The organism is Labrys sp. (in: a-proteobacteria) (assembly GCF_047605565.1).
GTDB lineage: Bacteria > Pseudomonadota > Alphaproteobacteria > Rhizobiales > Labraceae > Labrys > Labrys neptuniae.
On the sequence record NZ_JASGFM010000021.1, the window covers coordinates 48,738 to 69,014 of the forward strand.

Below are 20,277 nucleotides of genomic sequence, written 5' to 3' on the forward strand. Positions count from 1 at the left end.
ACGCGATTTTGACGGCTGATGTAGTCAAAAATGCCCGTCTGGAAAAGAGTGTAAAAACTAACAGCCTTGCGGCAAGCAGGAGCGCGTCGCGCCGGCGCTACGGTCCTTCCGTCACGCCCACCATCGGCCCCAGCGTGGTCCAGCCGCCGATCGCCGGCATGGGCGGCGCGTAGAGGGTGGAGATCGAGCCGTCGAGGAAGAGGGCGTTCTGGGTGCCCAGCCGGTCGCGGAACAGCTCGGCAAAATCGTGGAAGCTCACCGGCTCGGCCGAGATGGCGAAGATCACGATCTTGCCGTCGCGCACGCCGACGCCATTGCGGATCTTCTCCGACGGCCCGTCCGGCTGGATCTTGGGATGAATCTGGCCGTCGATCACCAGCATCGGGCCCGATTGCGTGGCGAAGCGGGCATTGATGCGGGCTTTCAGGAACCGGCTCGTCTCCATCACGCCGGCCTTGCCGTCGCCGAAATAGAACACGCCGTTGGGCTTGAGATGGAAATTGCCGAAGCCGTTGCGGGTATTGGCATTGTGCAGGATGCGGCCATTCTCGACATAGAGGCCGACAGGGCCGAGCGCCTTGTCGTACATGCCGGCATTCATGGCGAAGATCAGCTTCTTGCCCTGGGTGTCCAGTTCCTGGGCGAGCCGGTCCGGACTGCCGAGCGGCGTGCCGTCGGCACCGCGCCAATAGAGGGCCAGACTGTCGTTCGACAGATCGAAACGGCACACGATGTAGCTGCGCCCCTTTGAGGTCATGTCCTCGCAGGCAGCCTCGGCTGCAACGGCCGAACCGATCAGAGCGACGATGGTTGCCAGGCCCAGCAGGGCTCGGCGCAGGAACGACGGCAAGCAACAACTCCCCAGAGCCAGGCGCATTTCGAGCAGAAACGCTTTTACTTTAACTCTTTGATTCAAAGCGATTTTGCGACTTGGAGCGATTCGGTCAAATCGCAAAACGCTTTAGGCGAACTCCGTCAGCGGGTCTGCGTGGTCAGGATCTTGAAGGCGAAAAGCCCGAAGACACCGGCGAAGGTGAAGTCGATGCCTCGCAAGACCCGCGGGCGGGCCTTCAGCCACGACACCACCTTCTCAGCCCCGAGAATCAATAGAAACGCAAACGGCAGATTGATGGCAATGAAATAGAGTCCCAAAAAGAAAAGTTTTTGGGAGGCATGGGGGTCGGCTGCATCGACGAATTGCGGCAGGAAGGTCAGGAAGAACAGCACCACCTTGGGGTTGGTGAGGTTGATGCCGAGCCCCACCATGAAGGTCGGCCAGAATCCGGCCTCCTGCTTGCCCTCGTCGCGCACGTTCAGGGCCGAACCGGAGCGGATGGCGCCATAGGCAAGCCAGAGCAAATAGAGTGCGCCGACGATCTTCAGGGCCGTGAAGGCGGTGGCCGAGGCCGCCAGCACGGCCGACAGGCCGACCGCGGCGAAGAAGGTATGGAACAGGCAGCCGACCTGCGTGCCCAGCATGGCGGCGGTGCCGCCGCGCCGGCCGCCGGAGATGGTCTTGGCCAGCCACAGGCTCATATCGGGACCGGGCGTGATGAAGAGGAAGATGCAGGCGGCCGAATAGAGGGCAAGCGTATGGAGATCGGGTAGAAACGTCATCGCGACAATCCGCCAGCACAAATCAAGTAGGTGTCTGCTACACCCGGATGCGCGTTTGGGGAAGGGTTAGGTGGCGCCAGCCCTCCTCACCTCCTATCTTTACGGGCCTATCCGGCTGCGGCCGGAGGCAAGGCCAAGGCTGCATTGGCGGCGACGGCGGCACCGAGGCCGGCACGGCCCTCCCCGTCGAGCGTGCGCACCGCCACGGTGCCGGTGGAGAACTCGATGCCCTGTTCGGGTAGGATGCGGACCAGGCGCTTGAGCGCCTCGCGCTGGATGAATGTCGGCTTGTTCGGTTTGACCGTGAATTTGAAGCGGACGACGATGGCGTTGTCGGTGATGTCGAACACGCCCTGCATCTTCAGGGGGGTGAGGAACTCCTCCTTCATCTCGGGATCCTCGAGCATGTCCTGGCCGATCTTCTTGACCGCCTTGCGCAGCTTTTCCAGATCGGTCTCGCGCGCGAAGCGCAGCGGGAATTTGATGGTCGCCCAGTCGCGGCTGTAATTGGTGACCTGGCCGAGCTGGCCATAGGGGATGGTATGCACCGGGCCGTTCTGGTGTCGCAGGCGCAGCGAGCGCAGGGTGAACCCCTCGACGGTACCCTTGGCCTTGCCGACATCGATATATTCGCCGACCCGGAAGGCATCGTCGATGAGGAAGAAGACGCCCGACACCACGTCCTTCACCAGCGTCTGCGATCCGAAGGAGATGGCAAGGCCGAAAATCGAGGCGCCGGCGATCAGCGGCGTCACGTTGACGCCGAGCTGGGACAGGACGGTCAGCACGGCCAGGATGGAGATCGCGATCGCCAGGCCGATGCGGAAGACCGGCATCATGGTGGCAATGCGCGAGGCGGTGGAAACCGGGGCGTCGTCCTCGGCATCAGCTGCGCCCGGCAGGGCCGGGCCGCTGCGGCCCGCGGAATAACGGTCGGTGATGTAGCGCACCAGCTCCCAGGCGCAATAGGCGGCGAAGGCTGTCAGTCCGGCGGAGAACAGGTTACGCGCCACCCGGTTGAAGTCATCGCCGGCCATGACGCCGCTGACATCGACGGCCCAGGTGCGGCCGAGGGCACCGATCGCCAGGATCAGCACGCCGAAGCGGGCGCAGCGCGCCAGCGCTTCCGCGCCCCTTGGATGGATCAGACGGACGCCATCGGTCTGGTGCTGGAGCATGATGCGGATACGGTGCACCAGCGATTCGACCACCAGCAGGGCCACCAGGATCGCCAGCGTCAGCATCAGGGCACCGGAGATGCGCGTCTGGCCGGCCACGGCCGCGTAGATATCGGCGGTGACGAACAGGGCGAACAGCAGCAGGGCCCCCAGCAACCAGTGCTTGGCGATCGCGGTCTTGACCGGGCTGGCTTGAGCGGGATTGGCGACGCCGATGAACCAGCGGCCGATCGGGCCGTTGAGGCGGATGCAGACGGCCACCATGCCCAGCATCATGACCACGGCGCCATAGAGCTGGGCGGTTCCGACCGCCAGCGGCGGGGATTGCAGGGCACGCAGCACATCGGCGAGCACGGCGTTGAACAAAAGCAGCAGGATCGCGAAGGAAGCGCCACGGTAGATCGCGCGCGCATCGGCGTCCCCGAGATCGGGCAGGCGGGCCTCGGGCAGGCGGGGCTGCAGGGTGAAGCGGAACACGGCCTGGAGCAGGCGCCAGATCAGCATGGTCTTGAGCATGGCGATGGAGAAGCGGGTCTGCGGCAGGTCACCCATGAAGCGAGCCGCTTCGCTGGCATTGCCGACGATCCACAGCGCGATCAGGGGCGGCAGTTCCAGGGCTCCGAGGCCGAGCAGCGCCCTGATGCCATGCAGGCCGTGCATCCGGATCACCAGCCGGCGCCGTAGTGGCGTCAGCAGCAGCCGGACCACCCATTCTGCCGCGAGGGCTGCCGCCAGCGCGCCGATCAGCAGCAGGAAATAGCGGCCGAGGCCCCGGCCATCGTTGTAATCGGCATCGAGCCTGGTGACGAGCTTGCCAAATTCGGCCCAGAGAGCCGGCAGGCCGGTGACGAGGCCTCCGACATGCATGAACATCTCGGTCTGCTGGGCACTTGCCATCTGCATGCCGCTGCCGTCGGGGCTGGGCGGAGTAGGTTGGGCGCCCTGGGCCTGCAGCTTCTTCATCACGGATTGGCTGATGGCCTCGACCATCGTGTCCATCTGCTGCTGGCTCATGGCGGGAGGCGCGGGAGCGGCAGGAGACGGCGTTCCCTGCGCCCAGCACGGCCAGGCGGCCAAGGCGAAAACCACGAAGAGCCAACGCAACCCGCCAGGCAGTCTCAAGACGAACGTCCTCCCAAGGCGTTTTGCGATTTGCGGGCTACGCCGAGAATCGCAAAGACGCTATAGCCAATCCCGCCGGATTGGCTGGAAACACAGAGCTGGCGCAAACGAGCCTTCAGCCGCGAACCCGCCTTGCTCCCGCTGCCGTCAGGCGGTCGCACATAGCGCGTGCTGCCGACCGGATTGCAACCAATTCACGACACAGGCGGAAGAGCCGGTCAATGGCCCCGTATCGGCAAGCCGCTACTTTCGCGTTGCCAGCACGGTGGAATTGGCCTGCCGGGATATCGGCGCGCCCTCGCAATCAAGGCTGCGCAGCGTGTAGGCGGCAAGTGCCGACTGGGCCGTCGCCGTCAGGGTTTCGATCTCAGCGGCCGAACGGCCGGCTTTGGCGAGCAGGCGGGGATGGAAGGCGATCAGGGCTGCCACGGTGCGCGGGCCGAGGAGGGAGGCCAGATGCGGCAGGAGCTGATACTCGGCCCCTTCCACATCCATCTTGAGCACGATGCGCTTGGCATTCTTCGCCATGGCGGCGATGTCGGCGGGCAGGATCGCCTCCGCCTCCCACAGCGCGGCGCCGCTGTCGGCGGCCAGGATGCTGCCCATGCTGTCGCCGGGCTTCTTGGGCGAACCCAGCCTGACGCGCCCCGGCGTCGGCGACACCGCGGCATGGTGGAGGCGGATGTGCGATGCCAGCACCGGATTGGCGGCGACATTGGCGCTGATGAGCTCGAAGGCGCGTGGATCGGGTTCGAAGGCGAGAACATCGGCTCCGAGTGCGGCGGCCGTCAGGGTGATCGGTCCGATCCAGCCGCCGATATCGATGAACAACGTACCGGGACCGGCGAGCGCATGCACACTCGCCAGTGTCTCGGGCTCCCAGGCCCCGCTCTCGGCCTTGTCCCAGAAGCCGTCCTTGTCGTCGGCGACGGCGAAGCTCGCGCCGGCGACGCTGCGCAGCCGGGCGTTCACGCCGCTTTGCTCTGCAGCTCGGCGGCCCTCTGCCGGCGCAATTTGTTGAGCTTGATCTTGAAGCCCATATTGTCGGCGTTGGAATAGGAGCAGCTCTGGCAGATATCGAACTGCTTAGTATAGCCGTGGCGCCTGGCCTTGGCCGCCTCGTCCGACAGATAGGCCTGCTTGAAGCCGACCTTGTCGACATTGGGCAGCTTGATCATGCGGTCATAGTCGATGCAGCACAGGCCGAGGTCACCTTCCCAGAACACCACGGTCTGATAGAGCGGCACGTCGCAGAGCAGGCTGATCTTCTCGTTCTGGTGGCGCTGCAGATCATGGTTCTTCGGCACGAGGTGGCCATATTTCGTCTGCTGGTCGTCGTCGGTGTAGGAACCGAGGCTGAAGGTCTTGAAGCGTACCTGGTCGAAGCCGATATTGTCCGCCCACTCCACCATCGCGTCGATCTGCTTTTCCGAATAGGAGGTCAGCAGCGTCTGCAGCACGGTCACCGTCTTGGTGTTGCCGAGGCGCTGCTTGATGGCGAGGAAGTTCTCGATATTGGCTTTCACCTGCTCGAACTTCGAGCCGACGCGGTAGGATTCCTGCGCCTCGGCGTCGAAGCCGTCGATGCACAGGTTGATGCGGCCGAGCCCGGCCTGGAGCATCTTCTCGATCAGCTCGGAAGAAAGCTTGGTGGCATTGGTCGAGACGAAGGTGTCGTGCCCGCGCTCATTGGCATAGGCGATCATCTCGGGCAGCGCCTTGTTCATGGTCGGCTCGCCGGAGAAGTTGAAATACATCGCCGGTTTGAGCGGCTCGTCGACGAAATCGTCGACGATCTGCCGGAAGATCTCCATCTTCATCAGGCCGCGCGGACGCGTCATGGCGAAGGTGACCGGGCAGACGGGGCAGCGCAGATTGCAGGAATTGGTGACGTCGACGACGATGATCGTCGGCAATTTCTTGAAATAGCTGAGCGGAATATGGCTGGCGGCATAGGTGAACGCCTTGCGGGCCAGGGGCGATTTCTGGATCTGGTCCGTCACCTTGTCACGCACGCGGTGCAGCAGCTTGGGGGCGGCGGATTTGGTTCCAATCGCAGTCAGGTCAAGCACGGTCTTCTCCATCCGGCACACCGGGTCAAGGCCGGTGGCTTGAGCCCGTGTGTAGCGCAGATTTGGCGGGAGTGCGACAGGCCGCGCTCAAATTCGAGTGATGGCGGTTCCGGCAGGATATGGCGTGCCGGATGCCGGAAAAATCCCGTTCGGGACCGTACCGGATCCCAGCCGGGTTTGACGATGGCGACGACTTCAGGGAATCTGAGGCGACAATCCTGTCGGTCCCGGTCCGGAAGGAAGATGAATGCAGCTGAAGAGGCAGATCCCGTTGCTGGCCATGGCTGCGCTCGTCGGCCTCGCCGGCATGTCCGGATTGGCTGTTCCTCCGGTTCATGCTCAGACCGCGCAGGCGATTCCCGTCCGGCCGAATCCGGCGCGCGTGCAGCAGAAGATGCGCGAGATCGAACCCGAATACCGCCGCCGCGTGTTGCGCAACGGCAAGGCTGCCGCCGATGCCTGGCTGGTCCGCACGGCGCGGCAATGGGGCATAGAGGAGGGTCGCAGGGCCCGGCGGGAGTATGATGCCAACCAGCGACGGGCGGCCGAGGCCCGCAGTCGCCCGCGCACCGCGCAGCCTGCCTCACCTCTGCAATCTGCGACGCCGCCCAAGCCCGCTCCAGCCGATACGCCGCTCCCGGCGACGATCCGGGAAGGCTTGCGCTGAAGGGCCGGCGTGACCCTTCACTCGGCCGGTACCGGCGTCTCGTCGAGCGTATAGAGCGTGATCGGCTTGTCGCGGCCGACGATGTGCAGATGCTTGCCGTTCTGGCGGCGCAGCGACATGCCCGAACGCAGCATGGCTTCTTCGGAGATCAGGCAGTCGGTGAGGTAGTCCTTGGTGGCGGCTTCCAGCCGGCCGGCGATGGTGACGGTGTCGCCGAGCGCGACCAGGCGCATGCCGCGCTCGCTGTCGCCGACCCGGGCGATGATGGCGGGGCCGGAATGGATGCCGATGCCCACCCTGAGGGGGATCGAAAGGGCCGCCCCGAATTCGGTGTTGAGGCCTTCCACGCTCTTGAGCATGCCCCGGGCCGCCCGGATGGCATCGGCAGCGCCGCGGGAGGGCTCGTCACCCAGGCCGAAGATCGCGATCAGCCCGTCGGCCGCAAAGGCATCGACGCGCCCGCCATGGGCCTCGGCGGCCTGGGTCATTTCCTGCACGAAGCGGTTCATCAAAAGCACGATATCGTAGGGGATCTGCAGCCTCGTCATCGCATTGAAGGCGCGGATGTCGACGAAGAGGGCGGTGATCTCGCGTTCTGCACCCCAGCGATAGAGATCGTCGCCGCTGCGCCCGCGCATGCCTGACGGCACGATCGGCAGCAGGATCTGCACGGAGATGTCGTGGTCGGGGCGAAGCTGGCAGGCAAGGCGCACATTGGCGGGTGCCGAGATGCGCTCCAGCATGGTGCGCTCGGCCTTGCTCGGGGCCGGCAGGGCGCTCGCATCCGAGGTGACGGCCACCCGGCAGGTCGAGCAGCGCCCGCGCCCGCCGCACTGGGCCGGATGGGGGATGGCGTTGGCACGGCTGGCCTCGAGTACGGTGGTACCGCGCGGGATCTTGAAGGTGCCGTGGCCGACATAGCGGATGGAGACCGTGCCCGACCGCAGTCGCAGCACGACCCGCAGAATCATCACGAAAGCAACGAAGGCGATCACGGCGGCAAGGCCGAGCAGCAGCCATTGCCCCGCGACGAGCAGGGCCATGGTGTGGTCGGTCGCGATCGGCGAGGGCGTGCGTCCGGCCGCCTCGAGCTCGCGGCTGGCGGAGAAGAAGCCGGCCAGCGCCAGGGTGGGCAGCATGCCCATGCCCAGAATCAGCAGGTCGCGCCAGCGCGCATAGAAGGAGCGGCTGCGCAGCACCTGGCCGATGCCGATGCAGCCATGCGTCCAGGCACAGAGCAGCAGCAAGATCTGCTTGGCCGGCCCGCCCTGCCAGATCCGCGCCAGCACCTCGCCATAGCTTTCGCTGTAGCCGTAGAGGGAGGTGATGCGCGTGCCGAGCACATGGGAGATCAGGAAATAGGGAATGGCCAGGCCGAGGGCGATCTGCACCAGTTCCTCGAGTGGCATGCGCGAAATGCGCCGCGTGGTCAGGCGCTTGAGTGCGAGCGTCGCATGGGTCAGCAATGCTCCATAGAGGAGCACGGTGCCGCCATAGGATTGCCAGGCCCAGATTCGCCAGCGCTGCACGGCCTCCATGGTCGTCACGCCGAACACGCCGAGGGCGTGGTTGAGCAGATGGGTGGTCACGAAGGCGAACAGCACGACGCCGGCCCATAGCCGCAACTCGCGCTCCCGTGGCAATCGCCATTCGATTTGCCCGGGTGCGCTCTCGGTGTCGCTCATGCGGTCGAACTCGTGAAGATGAGTGCCGGGATGCGGCAGTCGGTCAAAGGGGAGAGCCCATGCGGGCCTGGCAGCAAAGCCCGTTTTAGCGAAAACGCAGTTTTACTCTAGCTCTTTGTTTCGACGCGACTTTGCGATCCGCGGCACCGCCCCCGGGGTGTTCCGGTCCGAGCCTGCCATCAATGCATCTTCTCCAGCAGCGCCAGCAGGGCGTCGATCTCGTCCTCGCTGTTGTAGTAGTGCGGCGATGCACGCACCAATATCGGCAGATGGCGGGCGAGCGCGTCGAGCAAGGTGCTGCCGGGCCGGGATATGCTGAGATTGATGCCGGCCTCGGTGGCGCGCCTGCGGACCTCGTCCGCCTCCAGGCCGTCGACCGTGAAGGAAACGATGGCTGCCGGATGTGGGCCGAGATCGAAGACGCGTAGGCGCGGGAGCGATCGCAGACCCGCCCGCAGCCGTTGCGCCAGCGCCTGGCAGCGATCGCGAATCGCCTCGATGCCGACGGCAAGGGCATAATCGGCGGCGACGCCGAGCCCGAGCCGGGCGGCGTAATTGTTCTCCCAGCTTTCGAAGCGCCTCGCGTCATCGCGCAGGCGGTAGTGATCCTTGTCGACCCAAATTGCGCCGAAATGGTCGACCATCGGCGGCTCGAGCGTGAGGCAGAGCTTGCGGCGGACATAGAGGAAGCCGGTGCCGCGCGGCCCGCGCAGAAATTTGCGGCCGGTCGCCGACAGCATGTCGCAGCCGAGAGCCTCGACGTCGATGGGCATCTGCCCCACGGCCTGGCAGGCATCGAGCAGATAGGGAATGCCATGGCGCCGGGCCACGGCTCCCACCGCGGCGGCCGGGTTGACCAGGCCGCCATTGGTCGGGATCCAGTTGATGGCGATCAGGCGCACCCTGTCGTCGATCATGGCCTCGAGCGCAGCGGGATCGAGCACGCCGTTGGCATCGTCGGGAATGACCTCGATCACCGCGCCAGTCCGTTTGGCGACCTGCAGGAAGGCGACGTAATTGGCGCCATATTCGGCCGTGGTGGTGAGAATGCGGTCACCCGGCCGGAAGGGGAGGGCGTAGAATGCCATCTGCCAGGCGACGGTGGCATTCTCCGTCAAGGCGATCTCGTCGCGCGCGCCGCCGACGAGGCGGGCCAGGCTGTCATAGACGCTGTCGAGCCGGGCTGCCGATTCCTCGGCGGCCTCGTAACCGCCGATCTCGGCTTCGCGTCGCAGATAGGAGGTCATCGCATCGACCACCGGCGCCGGCATGAGCGCTGCGCCGGCATTGTTGAGATGGATGCGGTTGGCGACACCGGGGGTTTCGGCACGAAGGCGGTCGAGTGCAAGGGTCATCATGGCTCCTCGGGCATCTTTCGATCGGATGGAGGCATCGAATCGCAAAGATGCGTCGAAATGGAATCGGATGGAGGCGGCTTGTAGATGCGCTCGGCAGGAGGGGCGGGCATGGCGCATAGGCACAACCGAGCCTTGCCCGCCCATTTTTTACGATTCAAGCGATTGTGGGTGCACTCGGCAAACAGTCAACGGCTGCCGCATGGCTGCGCCGGCAGGCCGTATCCGCCTGTGCGGAAATTCAGTGCGTCAGGACGTGGGCATCCTGCGTGGCGATCTGCATGACGCGCCGCGCCAATTCCTTGGCGATCGACATGGAGAACTGCGGATTGTCCTGCATCATGCGCAGCAGGCAGTCCTTGTTGATGCGCATGACCGAAATGTCGGTATGGGCCCGCGCCGAAGTGAAACGGCGTGCGTCGCAGAGCACCGCGACTTCGCCGATCATGGCGCCCGGACCTTCGGTACCGATGGCGATGAGGTTCTCGCCATTCTGGGCGAGCAGTTCGACGTCGCCCCTGAGGATGACGTAGGCAGCATCGGGAATCTCGCCGATCTTGAAGAGATAGTCGCCCTTCTCGAAGGTCAACTGCTCGCTCATGCAGGCGAGCAGCCGCATCTTGCACGGATCGATGCCCGTGAAGATCGGCGCGTTCCTGATGGTTTTGACTTCCAGATCGAGATCCAAGGTCCCTCTCCCCGCTCAACCCTAGAGCAAAGCGCGTTCAAGTGTGAACGCCCATTTGCTCTAGCTCCTTGTTTCGACACGCCTTTGCGATTCGAGGTGACTCCCTCACATCGCAAAACGCTTTAGCAACCCCTCGTTGAGCAATCGAGGCAAAATCCAGATGCAATCCAAGCATCATTTAGGCACTCTGCGCAAGAGTAACAATATCGCGAGTGACGATTCTTGGCCCGTCGAATTCGATGATCCGGTCGAATCCCTCGGCCTGGCTGGCGCTCGCAACGGTTGCAATCAGCGTGCGCCCCTGCATGGCGCTGCGTACGCTGTGGAGAAGCTCCTCCGCTTCCGAGCTGGAAAAGGCCAGAAGCGCGTTCTCCATCACCAGAATCTGGGGATTGGCGACCAGGGCCCGGGCGATGGCGATGCGGGCACGCTGGGCCGGCTGCAGCTGCCAGCCATTCTTGCCGACTTCGAAATTCAGCCCCAGGGCGAAGATATCCTTGTCGAGGCCGAGTTCCTCGACCACGCCGCGCGCCAGCGCATAGACGCGTTCCGGCGCATTGGCGATGCCGTAGCTGATGCGCCCGAACAGGATGTTGTCGCCCACCGGCGCGGCGCGCATGTAGCGCGCGGGATCGTAGAACTCGATCTCGTCGCTGTATTGCGATGGCAGGTGGCTGCGGAAGCTGTGGCGCGCCCGCAGCGCCCGTGCCGTGAAGGCCTCGGTGATCAGGCCCAGGCGGTGGCGCGGCTCGATATAGGCCAGGCCCGCGCCAAGCAGCCGCGTGCGCGCCGAGGACGAGAGAGCCCGCGTGGTGCCGCGCGCATGCACGGAATCCACGATTTCCTGGAAGCGCGGCAGGTCTTCGGGACGAATCGCCGAATAGCGTTCGAACACGGGATGTTCCGGTGGCAGGCCGGCAAAGGTCTCCACGGCCATTTCCGCCACGCGCAGGCCGAAATCGATCAAGGGTTCCAGCAGGGCCTCAGCCTCGAGGATAGAGCGCATGAACGGGTTGCGCTGCAGGCTGTCCATATGCAGCTTCTTGCCCTTGGGCACGCCGAAGAGCAGGTTTTCGCCGACCGAAGCGCCGGCATTGTAGAGCTGCGGGTCGAAGGGGTCGACCAGATGGGACATGCCCTTGCTGGCCAGGCGCTCGCGCACGACCTGGCGCGCCCGCACGAAACGCTCGAGGAAGGCGTCGCTATGGCTGTCGTCGAAGCGGCCTCGTACGCCGAAGCGGTTGATATCGGCGAAGGCGCCGGCGGCGTCGAGTGCCCTGCGGATCGCCGCATCGACCTCTTGCGGCCCGGCGATGCCCAGCGCCTGGTAGTCCGTCCAGTCGGCGTCGGCGGAGACCAGTGGATTGCCGGAACGGCGAGCCTCCAGGAAGGTTTTGTACTGGGCATTGTCGGACACCAGCACCGAAATGTCGCCGAGGGTCGGTGGGCGGCGCTGGGCGGCGAACAGGATGTTGTCGCGGATGGAACCGGGCGAGAGCAGGGGATCGGGGCCGACGAAGGACAGGATCTGGCTGAGTTCGAGGTCGGAGAAGGACGAAATCTCGGCGTCGCCGATCTTCACGCTGCCCTGATAGGCCAGGAACTGGCGTCCGAGGATGCGGGCCAGGATGTCGCGGCCGGCACCGGCCGGTCCGACCAGGGCGATATGACCAGGCCGTTCCAGGGTGAGGGAAAGGCGGTCGAGCAGCGAGACACCGCGGGCATCCTGCACGCTCACCGATGTGAGCTGGATGGGCGTGTCGGCGGGAGGGATCGCCGCGGCCTTGCCGTTGGCCGGCGGTAGCAGCCGCTCCGGTGAGAACTGTGCCGAGACCTGCTCATATTTGACCTGCACGTCCTGGCGCTGCTGGTCCCAGGTGATGAGGTCGTTGATGGGCGCAGGAAGATCCTTGTAGGCATTGATCACGGCGACGAGGGAGCCGATGCTCACGGTGCCGATCAAGGCGAAATAGCCGCCCGCTGCATAAAAGATGAAGGGCGTGAGCTGGGCCAGGAGGTTGTTGAGGAACTTGACCGCGAATTTGCGGCGGAACAGGTCGGCACGGATCCTGTAGAGGCCGCCGAGCCTGTCGCCGATTTCGGCCTCGACGTAGCGCGTGGCGCCGAACGTATGCAGGGCGGGTGCCGTCTCGATCGCCTCGCCAATGCGCCCGGCGAGCTGGCGTGACGCCAATTGGCGCTCGCGGCCGAGGCGGATCTGCTCACGCCGCAGGATCGGGATGATGATCGCCTGCGCCAGCACGACGACGAGGGCGGCCAGGCCGAGGCTCGGGCTCTGCATCATGATGAAGAGCAAAGCAGTGCCGGCCTGCGTGATCAGGAAGATCGGCTGGATGAAGGCATCGCCGATGAAGCCGCCGATCGGATCGACTTCGTCCTTGATCATCCCGGCCACCTCGGCCGGCTTCAAAGGAGCGATGTCCTCGGGCCGGAAACGCATCAGGATCGAGAAGAGATCGAAGCGCAGGCGCCGCAGCATGCGCTCGCCCAAGATGCCCTTGCGGATGTTGATGACATATTTGAAGGCGCCATTGATCAGCACCAGCACCAGGAACCACAGGCTGAGGGCGAACAGGAACGGCACCCGCGTGAGCTCGATGCCGTCGAAGATCCGCCAGGTGGTGCCGCCGAGGAAATCAGGCAGGGAAAGCGACATCTCGAACAGGCGCGCGGTCTGCTTGCCACCCTCGAAGGCGCCGCCCTGGATCGCCTGGTTGACGATGTGCTTGGGGACTTCCAGCGAGATCCAATAGAAGGGCAAGGACGCAAGAATCACCAGCAGCAGGAAGATCTGCTCGCCTCGCGAATGCCGCCAGACATATCGAAAAAGGCTAGGGTCCAACGGGTGACACCTGTTTCCAGTGTCGTGGAGTTAAGAGCTTGCAAGCCGTCCGTCAACGCAGCGACTGCTTGGAACTGACAAAAGCTTGTTATGAATCCGTGACTAAATTGTGGGTTGCGTCCGTATCGGCGCGGCGATACGGCAGGGGTGCTCGGGCATCGCCTCCCCTCCGGGCAGGCTGGGAAAGCAGCTATCTGCCCGTTGTCGCTGCGACGCGGTATGTTTATGATGAAACCACAGCGGGTATCGGCGCTGCGCCGCCCCGCTTCATTTGTGTCGAGATCCGGCAAACCGATCAGGCGAGAATCAGGTCTTAATGCGTAAAGCATCCAGCAAAAGCTCGGGGGGCTAGTCGTCATGTTGCATCAGCCCGGGCCGGGACCGTCCCGCCGCGCGCAACGCGGCTCCGGCGGCCCGCGCGTGATGATCTACAGCCACGATACGTTCGGCCTCGGCCATCTCCGGCGCTCGCGCGCCATCGCCAATCGCCTGGTCGAACGCCACCCGGACGCCTCGATCGTCATCATCTCCGGTTCGCCGGTGATCGGCAGCTTCGAGTTCGGCGACGGGGTCGATTATGTGCGCGTGCCCGGCGTGGTCAAACATGCCGACGGCAACTACACCACCCTCAGCCTCAACCTGTCGCTCGACGAGGCGGTGGCGATGCGCGAGGGCATCATCCTGCAGACGGCCCGCGCGTTGAAGCCGGACCTGGTGATCGTCGACAAGGAGCCGACGGGCTTTCGTGGCGAACTGCTGCCGGCGCTCGAGGAACTGCACCGGGCCGGCGCCCGCATCGTGCTCGGCGTGCGCGACGTGATGGACGAACCCTCGGTGCTGGCGCCGGAGTGGGAGCGCAAGGGCGCCGTCGACGCCCTCGTGCGCTATTATGACGACATCTGGGTCTATGGCCTGCGCGAGATCTACGAGCCGCTGGCCGGACTCGACCTGCCCGACCATGTCCGCCGGCGCATCGTCTATACCGGCTTCCTGCGCCGCGAATTGCCGCCCCAACCGCAATTGATCCGCTATCCCAAGCTGACCAAGGGACCCTTCGTGCTGGTCACCACCGGCGGTGGCGGCGACGGGCATGAGCTGGTCGACTGGGTGCTCTCCGCCTATGAGCGAGATCCCGGCATCCCGACTCCCGCACTGCTGGTATTCGGGCCTTTCGTCGCCCGAGATCGCCGTGGCCCCTTCATGGAGCGCATCGCCCGCCTGCCCAATGTCGACGCCATCACCTTCGACGCCAAGATCGAGCATCTGATGGTCAAGGCCCAGGGCATCGTCTCGATGGGCGGCTACAACACCTTCTGCGAGATTCTCTCGCTCGACAAACGGGCGCTGATCGTGCCGCGTACCACGCCCCGCCGCGAGCAGACGATTCGGGCCGAGCATGCGACCCGCCTCGGGCTGGTCTCGATGCTCGATGGCAACAACCTCAATCCGGGCGCTCGCCGCGATCCGCTGGAGATGGCGCAGGCCATCCGCAACCTGCCCAGCCAGTCCTTGCCGTCCAAGGCCTTCCTGCCGCACCTGCTCGAGGGCCTCGACCGTATCGAGCAATTGGCGACGCCCTGGTTCGAGGCCAGGCTGAACGCCGTCCCGCTCGGCCGCGTGGCCGGAACCTGACCCTTTCCGGGTGCACGGGCATCCTGCCCGTTCCTGGATACGCTGCATTGGCAGGATGGGAAGAACGGGCAGGATGCCCGTGCACCCGGAGGTTCCTGTCGACGCGAGCGATGACCAACACGTTTCTCTCCGACCGGATCTTGATGTCTTCCAGCCGCTCTCCCATTGCCATCGTCGTCAAGGGCTATCCCCGCCTGTCCGAGACCTTCATCGCCCAGGAGATCCTGGCGCTGGAGCAGGCAGGCTTTGCCTTCGAGATCTGGTCGCTGCGCCAGCCGACGGACGGGGCGGTGCACATGCTGAACCGGCAGATCAAGGCTCGGCCGGTCTATCTGCCCGAATATCTGCATCAGGCGCCGCTGCGGGTGCTGGCAGGGGCGCTCAGTGCCCTCAAGCGCCCTGGGCTGTTCAAGCTGATGGGATTGTTCCTGCGCGATCTTCGTCGCGATTTCAGCGCCAGCCGCGGCCGCCGCCTCGGCCAGGCCCTGGTGATGGCGCGTGAGCTCGATCCGGCCATCCGTCATCTCCATGTGCATTTCCTGCACACGCCGGCCTCGGTGGCGCGCTATGCCGCCCTGCTGACCGGGCGGACCTTCTCTTTCTCCGCGCACGCCAAGGACATCTGGACCACCACCGATTGGGAGAAGCGCGAAAAGATCGCCGACAGCCAATGGGGGGTCACCTGCACGCGCGGCGGGGTCGAGGCCTTGCAGCGCCTCGCGCCGGCGGATGATCCAGATCGGGTCAGCCTCGTCTATCACGGCCTCGATCTCGGCCGTTTTCCTGTGCCGCCGGCCGAACGGCCGTGGCGCGACGGCAGCAGCGCCGAAGCGCCGGTCGAATTCGTCACCGTGGGACGCGCCGTCGCCAAGAAAGGCTTCGACGACCTGCTCACGGCATTGGCGCAGCTGCCTCCGAGCCTGCATTGGCGCCTCACCCATATCGGCGGCGGCGAATTGCGCAAGGCGCTGCAGGCCCAGGCCGAGCGACTGGGCCTGGCCGATCGCATCATCTGGCGAGGGGCGCTGGCGCAAGGCGAGGTGATCGAGGCCCTGCGCGCCGCCGATCTGTTCGTGCTGCCTTGCAAGGAAGGCGAAAGCGGCGACCGCGACGGGCTGCCCAACGTGATCATGGAAGCGTCGACGCAGGCCCTGCCCATCCTTTCCACGCGTTTTGCCGGCGTGCCGGAATTCGTGCGCGAAGGCGAGGAAGGGCTGCTGGTGCCGCCGAACGATCCGCAGGCCCTCGCCGGGGGGCTGTGGACCCTCGCCACGGATCCGGCCTTGCGCCAGTGCCTGGGCGAGGGGGCCTATCGGCGCGTGCGCGAAGCTTTTTCCTTCGAAGCGGGTATTGCCGTGCTGGCCGGCAAGTTCGATGGCGTGCTGGCCGGATCGCTCCCCATGGCCGCAGGGGCGAGGGTTGGGCGAGATGATCGGGGGCCAGTGCAACTCGACGCAGGAGTCCCCTCGCCCCGCTTGCGGGGAGAGGATAGAGGTGAGGGGCTGTGACACGCTATCATTTTGAACGGTTGTGCTGCCCCTCATCCTTACCTTCTCCCCGCAAGCGGGGCGAAGGGGGCCCGAGCGTCGCGCCGGATTTACGCATCGTCGTAACTGCGGATGAATTTTCGTGAGCCGGCTCGACAGCTTCATCCGCCGGGTCTGCGCCCAGCGCGACGTGCTCGATCATGTCTGCGGCCTCATCGCCGGCCTGCCCGGTCCGGTGCTCGAACTCGGGCTCGGCAATGGGCGGACCTTTGACCATCTGCGGGAAAGACTGCCCGGCCGGCGCATCGTCGCCTTCGACAGGGTCCTGGGCGCCCATAAGAGTTCGGTGCCGCCTGAGGAAGACCTGGTGCTCGGCGAAATCCTCGAAACTGCCGCCCGTTTCACCGGCATCGGCGCCGCACTGGTGCATGCCGACATCGAGACCAACTACGCCGAGGTCGACGCCGAGACGATGCGCTGGTTGCCACCGTTGGCGGCCGATCTGCTGCAGCCCGGCGGCATCGTCGCCAGCGGCCTTCCCTTGCGGCATGCCACGCTCCAGCACCTCGACCTGCCGGCCGGCGTGCCGTCCGGGCGCTATTTTCTCTATCGCTGCACCACCTGAAAATGGCTGGGGGACAGGAGCGTCCCGGTCTTCGATAGGGATCATTGAATCTTACGGATTTCGTAGGATGATGGCGGCAATGAACTCAAGCGGCAGGCGGGTCCCTTGTCGGCGCTTCCCTTTTCCCAGCACATGCGCTCGCTGCAGCGTCGGTTGCGGCTGATCGCCGGGCTGGTCCTGCTCGTCTTCGTGACGATGCACCTCGTCAACGCGGCGCTCGGCCTGATTTCCATCGAGGCCATGGAACAGGCCAAGCCGTTTCTGCAACTGCCCTGGCGCACCATGCCGGGCCTGGCGCTGCTGTCGGCCGCGGCCCTGGTGCATGGCGTCCTCGGCCTCATGGCGATTGCCAGGCGGCGGAGCCTGGCCTTGTCGCGCACGGACTGGGTGCAGATCGGGCTGGGCCTGCTCGCGACGCCCCTCTTGATCAACCACATCCTGTTCGCACAGGTGTTCAGCCTGATCGATGCCGACTTCAAGCCCGATTTCGGCCTGGTGCTGGCGGCCTATTGGCACTTCGCTCCGGCCAATGCCCTCTTGCAGGTGCTTGCCGTGGTGGTGGTCTGGGTGCATGGCGCGGTGGGGCTCTATACCTGGCTGGTGCTTAAGCCGGCCTGGCGGCGCCTCGGCCTGATCCTGACGCCGCTGTTCTTCATCCTGCCGGTCGCCGCCCTGCTCGGTTTCGTGCAGGGCGGCAAGGAGGCCATGGCCAGGCTCGCCGCCGAGCCCGAATGGCAGGCGGCGATCGCCGCGAGCATGGGGCGTTTCAGCGCGGCGCAGGCCGAGATCGGCGCCATCCGCGACGCTACCCTGCTGGCTTATGCCGGTCTGGTGCTGCTGGCTTGCGGCGTGATGCTGAGCCGTGTGCTGGGGAACCGGCAGCGAGTGGTCAGCGTGCATTATGACGGTGATCTCCTCGGCCAGGGACGGCCCGGCCTTTCCCTGCTGGAGGTCAGCCTGGCCAGCGGCGTTCCCCATGCCCATGTCTGCGGCGGCCGGGGCCGGTGCGGGACCTGTGTGGTCGCCGTCGACGAAGGCGCGGCCAACCTGTCGCCGATCGGTGTCGACGAACGGGCGACGCTCGCGCGCATTCACGCCGGTGCCGGCCAGCGCCTCGCCTGCCAGGCCCGATTGTTGGGCGAGAGCGTTTCGATCAGCCGCCTGCGTCCGGCCTATGCCGACGTCACCGCGGCGCGTGACCCTGCAGGCTGGACGGCAGCTTCGGCCGGCGGGGTGATACCACAGCCCATCCCGTCGCAGGCCGCGCCATGAGCACACGCAGCGTCCTTTCCATCCTGGCAGGCGCTTCGGCCGCCGGCTTGGTCCTACAGCGGGCGCAGGCGGAAACGCTTGCCGCCGCCGCACTGATCCAGGACCAAGCGGTCCAGCAGGGGCAGCTTTCGGCCTTCGTGGCCAGCCTGCTGCAGGCCGCCAAGCATCGCCTCGCCGGCATTGCCGACAGTCTCACCCTGGCGCCCGGTGAGTTCGCCCGCCTTGCCTCGGACGTCTCCACCGCAATGCCGACGGGCAACGGCATCGTCACGCTGACCTATGGCCTCATCCTGCTCATCGTCGGGGCGGGGGCAGAATGGCTCTATTGGACCTATGCCACGCCGGCGGTGATCGCGTTGGAGGCTACCGCCGTCACGAGCCGCCGCGCGGCATTCAGCCTCGCCATGCGGCGCCTCGGCCTGCGCGCCTTCGGCCTCGTGTTGTTCGTGGTGGCCATTGTCGGCGCCGCCGCCTATTTCGACTGGCCGTCCGGCTTCGACGGCTTCGTGATCGCCTCGATCCTGCTCATCGTGTTCGTGCGCCTGGCCTGGCTCATGGCTGATATCATCGCCGCACCCGGCCATCCGCAATTGCGGCTCGGCGACATCGATCCCGCCCATGCCCAGCGCTTCGTGGCCGCCCTTGTCGGCATGGTCTTCCTGCTCGCCCTCAGCCACCTCCTGCCCGAACTCCTGGAATATGTCGCCGGCGCCCCGCATGCGGCTTCGGCGGTGCGGGTGATCTCGGCCACGCTCATCACACTGATCGTGCTGGCCGGTGTCCTGATCGGTCTGAGACGGGGCCGCGCCACGGCCAGCGCCAGCGGCCGGCTGCTGCCTCGCTTTCCCTATGGCTTCCTCGCCGCCGCGCTGATCCTTGGCATTTACGGCGTCTGGCTGGCGGCCGGCTCGACGCTCGCGACGCTGCTGGCGATCCTGGCCATCGTCGCGACGGTGCAGACGCGGCTCAGGCGCTGGGTGTTCTTCTTCTGGCCCGAGGAGGTCACGCCCGACGGCAGCACCATCGGCGCCGGCCTCATTCCCAACATCGTATTGTCGCTGTCGCGCTATGGCGTGGTGCTCACCGGCATCGCCGCCGCCCTCATCGCCCTCGACGCGCCGATGCGCAACATGGCGGGAGGCGACAGCCCGCTGATGCGTTTCGTCCTGCACCTGCTCGGTGTCGCCGGCCTGGCGCTCGTCATCAATGTCGGCTGGGTCGCCATCCGCGAACTGATCGACCGGCGCCTGCGCAGCATCGGGCCCTTCGATCCCCATGCTGAGCCCGGGCCCAATGCGCGCCTGCGCACCCTGCTGCCGCTGCTACGCATGACCAGCGCCATCGTGCTGTTGGTACTGCTGGTGCTCTCCGCCCTCTGGACCCTCGGCATCGAGATCACGCCGCTGCTGGCCGGCGCGGGCGTGCTCGGGCTCGCCGTCGGCTTCGGTGCCCAGGCCCTGGTGCGCGACATCATCGCCGGCATCTTCTACTTGGTCGAGGACGTCTTCCGCATCGGCGAATATATCGAGAGCGGTTCGAGCACCAAGGGTACGGTCGAGCGCATCACCCTGCGCACCGTGGCGCTGCGCCACCACAACGGACCCCTGCATTTCGTGCCCTATGGATCGCTCGGCACCGTGCGCAACAATTCGCGCGACTGGGTGATCGAGAAGTTCAACCTGCCGCTGCCGGTGAGCGTGGATTCCGAACAGGTCCGCAAGATCATCAAGAAGGTGGGCGAGGGCATGCAGGCCGATCCCGATATCGGCCCGATGATCCGCGAGCCGTTGAAAGCCAAGCTCTATCGCATCGATCCCGGCATCAAGATCTTCCGCTGCAAGTTCCAGACCGCACCGGGCAAGCAGTTCGACGTCAGGGCCGAAGCCTATAAGCGCATCGAGGCCGCCCTGCAGGCCGCCGGCATCCGCTTCGCCGACGGGATGCAGACCGTGGTGATCCCGGGCTCACAAGTGAGCCCGGGCAGTCAGCCGGCTGTCGCCTGAGGTTTGCCGGT

14 protein-coding genes and 1 pseudogene are annotated in these 20,277 nt (G+C 65.5%); 6 read left to right on the forward strand and 9 right to left on the reverse strand.

The window, feature by feature from the left end; all coding sequences use genetic code 11:
* Window positions 1–97: 97 nt before the first annotated feature.
* The 5 genes from QM672_RS18895 to QM672_RS18915 form a co-directional block, all read right to left on the reverse strand.
* Entirely contained in the window at window positions 98–850 is a 753-nt protein-coding gene (locus QM672_RS18895) for a phosphodiester glycosidase family protein (RefSeq protein WP_394310945.1), read from the reverse strand.
* A 125-nt stretch (window positions 851–975) separates the two neighbouring features.
* On the reverse strand, window positions 976–1,617 hold the full coding sequence (locus tag QM672_RS18900) for a LysE family translocator (protein ID WP_311934528.1): 642 nt from the start codon (window positions 1,615–1,617) through the stop codon (window positions 976–978).
* A 107-nt stretch (window positions 1,618–1,724) separates the two neighbouring features.
* Entirely contained in the window at window positions 1,725–3,917 is a 2,193-nt protein-coding gene (locus QM672_RS18905) for a mechanosensitive ion channel family protein (RefSeq protein WP_415084392.1), read from the reverse strand.
* Window positions 3,918–4,160: 243 nt separating this feature from the next.
* Complete coding sequence (locus QM672_RS18910) at window positions 4,161–4,889, reverse strand: FkbM family methyltransferase (protein WP_415084394.1); 729 nt, start codon at window positions 4,887–4,889, stop codon at window positions 4,161–4,163.
* Window positions 4,886–5,989 (reverse strand): radical SAM protein, encoded by a 1,104-nt coding sequence (locus QM672_RS18915; protein ID WP_415084396.1) that lies wholly within the window; start codon window positions 5,987–5,989, stop codon window positions 4,886–4,888. The genes QM672_RS18910 and QM672_RS18915 overlap by 4 nt, the downstream gene beginning before the upstream one ends.
* A 247-nt stretch (window positions 5,990–6,236) precedes the next feature.
* On the opposite strand from QM672_RS18915, the gene QM672_RS18920 reads away from it, so the two are divergent.
* On the forward strand, window positions 6,237–6,656 hold the full coding sequence (locus QM672_RS18920; protein WP_415084398.1) for a hypothetical protein: 420 nt from the start codon (window positions 6,237–6,239) through the stop codon (window positions 6,654–6,656).
* A 17-nt stretch (window positions 6,657–6,673) separates the two neighbouring features.
* On the opposite strand, the gene QM672_RS18925 is transcribed toward QM672_RS18920, so the two are convergent.
* The 4 genes from QM672_RS18925 to QM672_RS18940 all read right to left on the reverse strand — a co-directional run bounded on the left by QM672_RS18925 (window position 6,674) and on the right by QM672_RS18940 (window position 13,247).
* On the reverse strand, window positions 6,674–8,341 hold the full coding sequence (locus QM672_RS18925; RefSeq protein WP_415084400.1) for an adenylate/guanylate cyclase domain-containing protein: 1,668 nt from the start codon (window positions 8,339–8,341) through the stop codon (window positions 6,674–6,676).
* Window positions 8,342–8,520: 179 nt separating this feature from the next.
* A complete protein-coding gene (locus QM672_RS18930) occupies window positions 8,521–9,699 on the reverse strand; it encodes an aminotransferase class V-fold PLP-dependent enzyme (RefSeq protein WP_415084402.1) in 1,179 nt (392 codons plus the stop codon).
* Between the two features lie 238 nt (window positions 9,700–9,937).
* A complete protein-coding gene (locus QM672_RS18935; protein ID WP_311934536.1) occupies window positions 9,938–10,384 on the reverse strand; it encodes a cyclic nucleotide-binding domain-containing protein in 447 nt (148 codons plus the stop codon).
* A 178-nt stretch (window positions 10,385–10,562) separates the two neighbouring features.
* A complete protein-coding gene (locus tag QM672_RS18940) occupies window positions 10,563–13,247 on the reverse strand; it encodes an ABC transporter transmembrane domain-containing protein (protein ID WP_367626213.1) in 2,685 nt (894 codons plus the stop codon).
* A gap of 357 nt (window positions 13,248–13,604) precedes the next feature.
* Here QM672_RS18940 and QM672_RS18945 point away from each other — a divergent pair, with 357 nt between their 5' ends.
* The 5 genes and pseudogenes from QM672_RS18945 to QM672_RS18965 all read left to right on the forward strand — a co-directional run bounded on the left by QM672_RS18945 (window position 13,605) and on the right by QM672_RS18965 (window position 20,266).
* Window positions 13,605–14,879, forward strand: a complete 1,275-nt coding sequence (locus QM672_RS18945) for a glycosyltransferase family protein (RefSeq protein ID WP_311934539.1) — start codon at window positions 13,605–13,607, stop codon at window positions 14,877–14,879.
* Between the two features lie 143 nt (window positions 14,880–15,022).
* Window positions 15,023–16,255, forward strand: a pseudogene (locus QM672_RS18950) (glycosyltransferase family 4 protein); the annotation flags it as partial.
* 253 nt (window positions 16,256–16,508) lie between these two features.
* The gene (locus QM672_RS18955) at window positions 16,509–16,991 is read left to right on the forward strand and encodes a class I SAM-dependent methyltransferase (RefSeq protein WP_415084405.1); all 483 of its coding nucleotides are present in this window, start codon (window positions 16,509–16,511) and stop codon (window positions 16,989–16,991) included.
* A gap of 105 nt (window positions 16,992–17,096) precedes the next feature.
* Complete coding sequence (locus QM672_RS18960; RefSeq protein ID WP_415084407.1) at window positions 17,097–18,263, forward strand: 2Fe-2S iron-sulfur cluster-binding protein; 1,167 nt, start codon at window positions 17,097–17,099, stop codon at window positions 18,261–18,263.
* A complete protein-coding gene (locus QM672_RS18965) occupies window positions 18,260–20,266 on the forward strand; it encodes a mechanosensitive ion channel domain-containing protein (RefSeq protein WP_415084409.1) in 2,007 nt (668 codons plus the stop codon). The genes QM672_RS18960 and QM672_RS18965 overlap by 4 nt, the downstream gene beginning before the upstream one ends.
* Window positions 20,267–20,277: the final 11 nt, after the last annotated feature.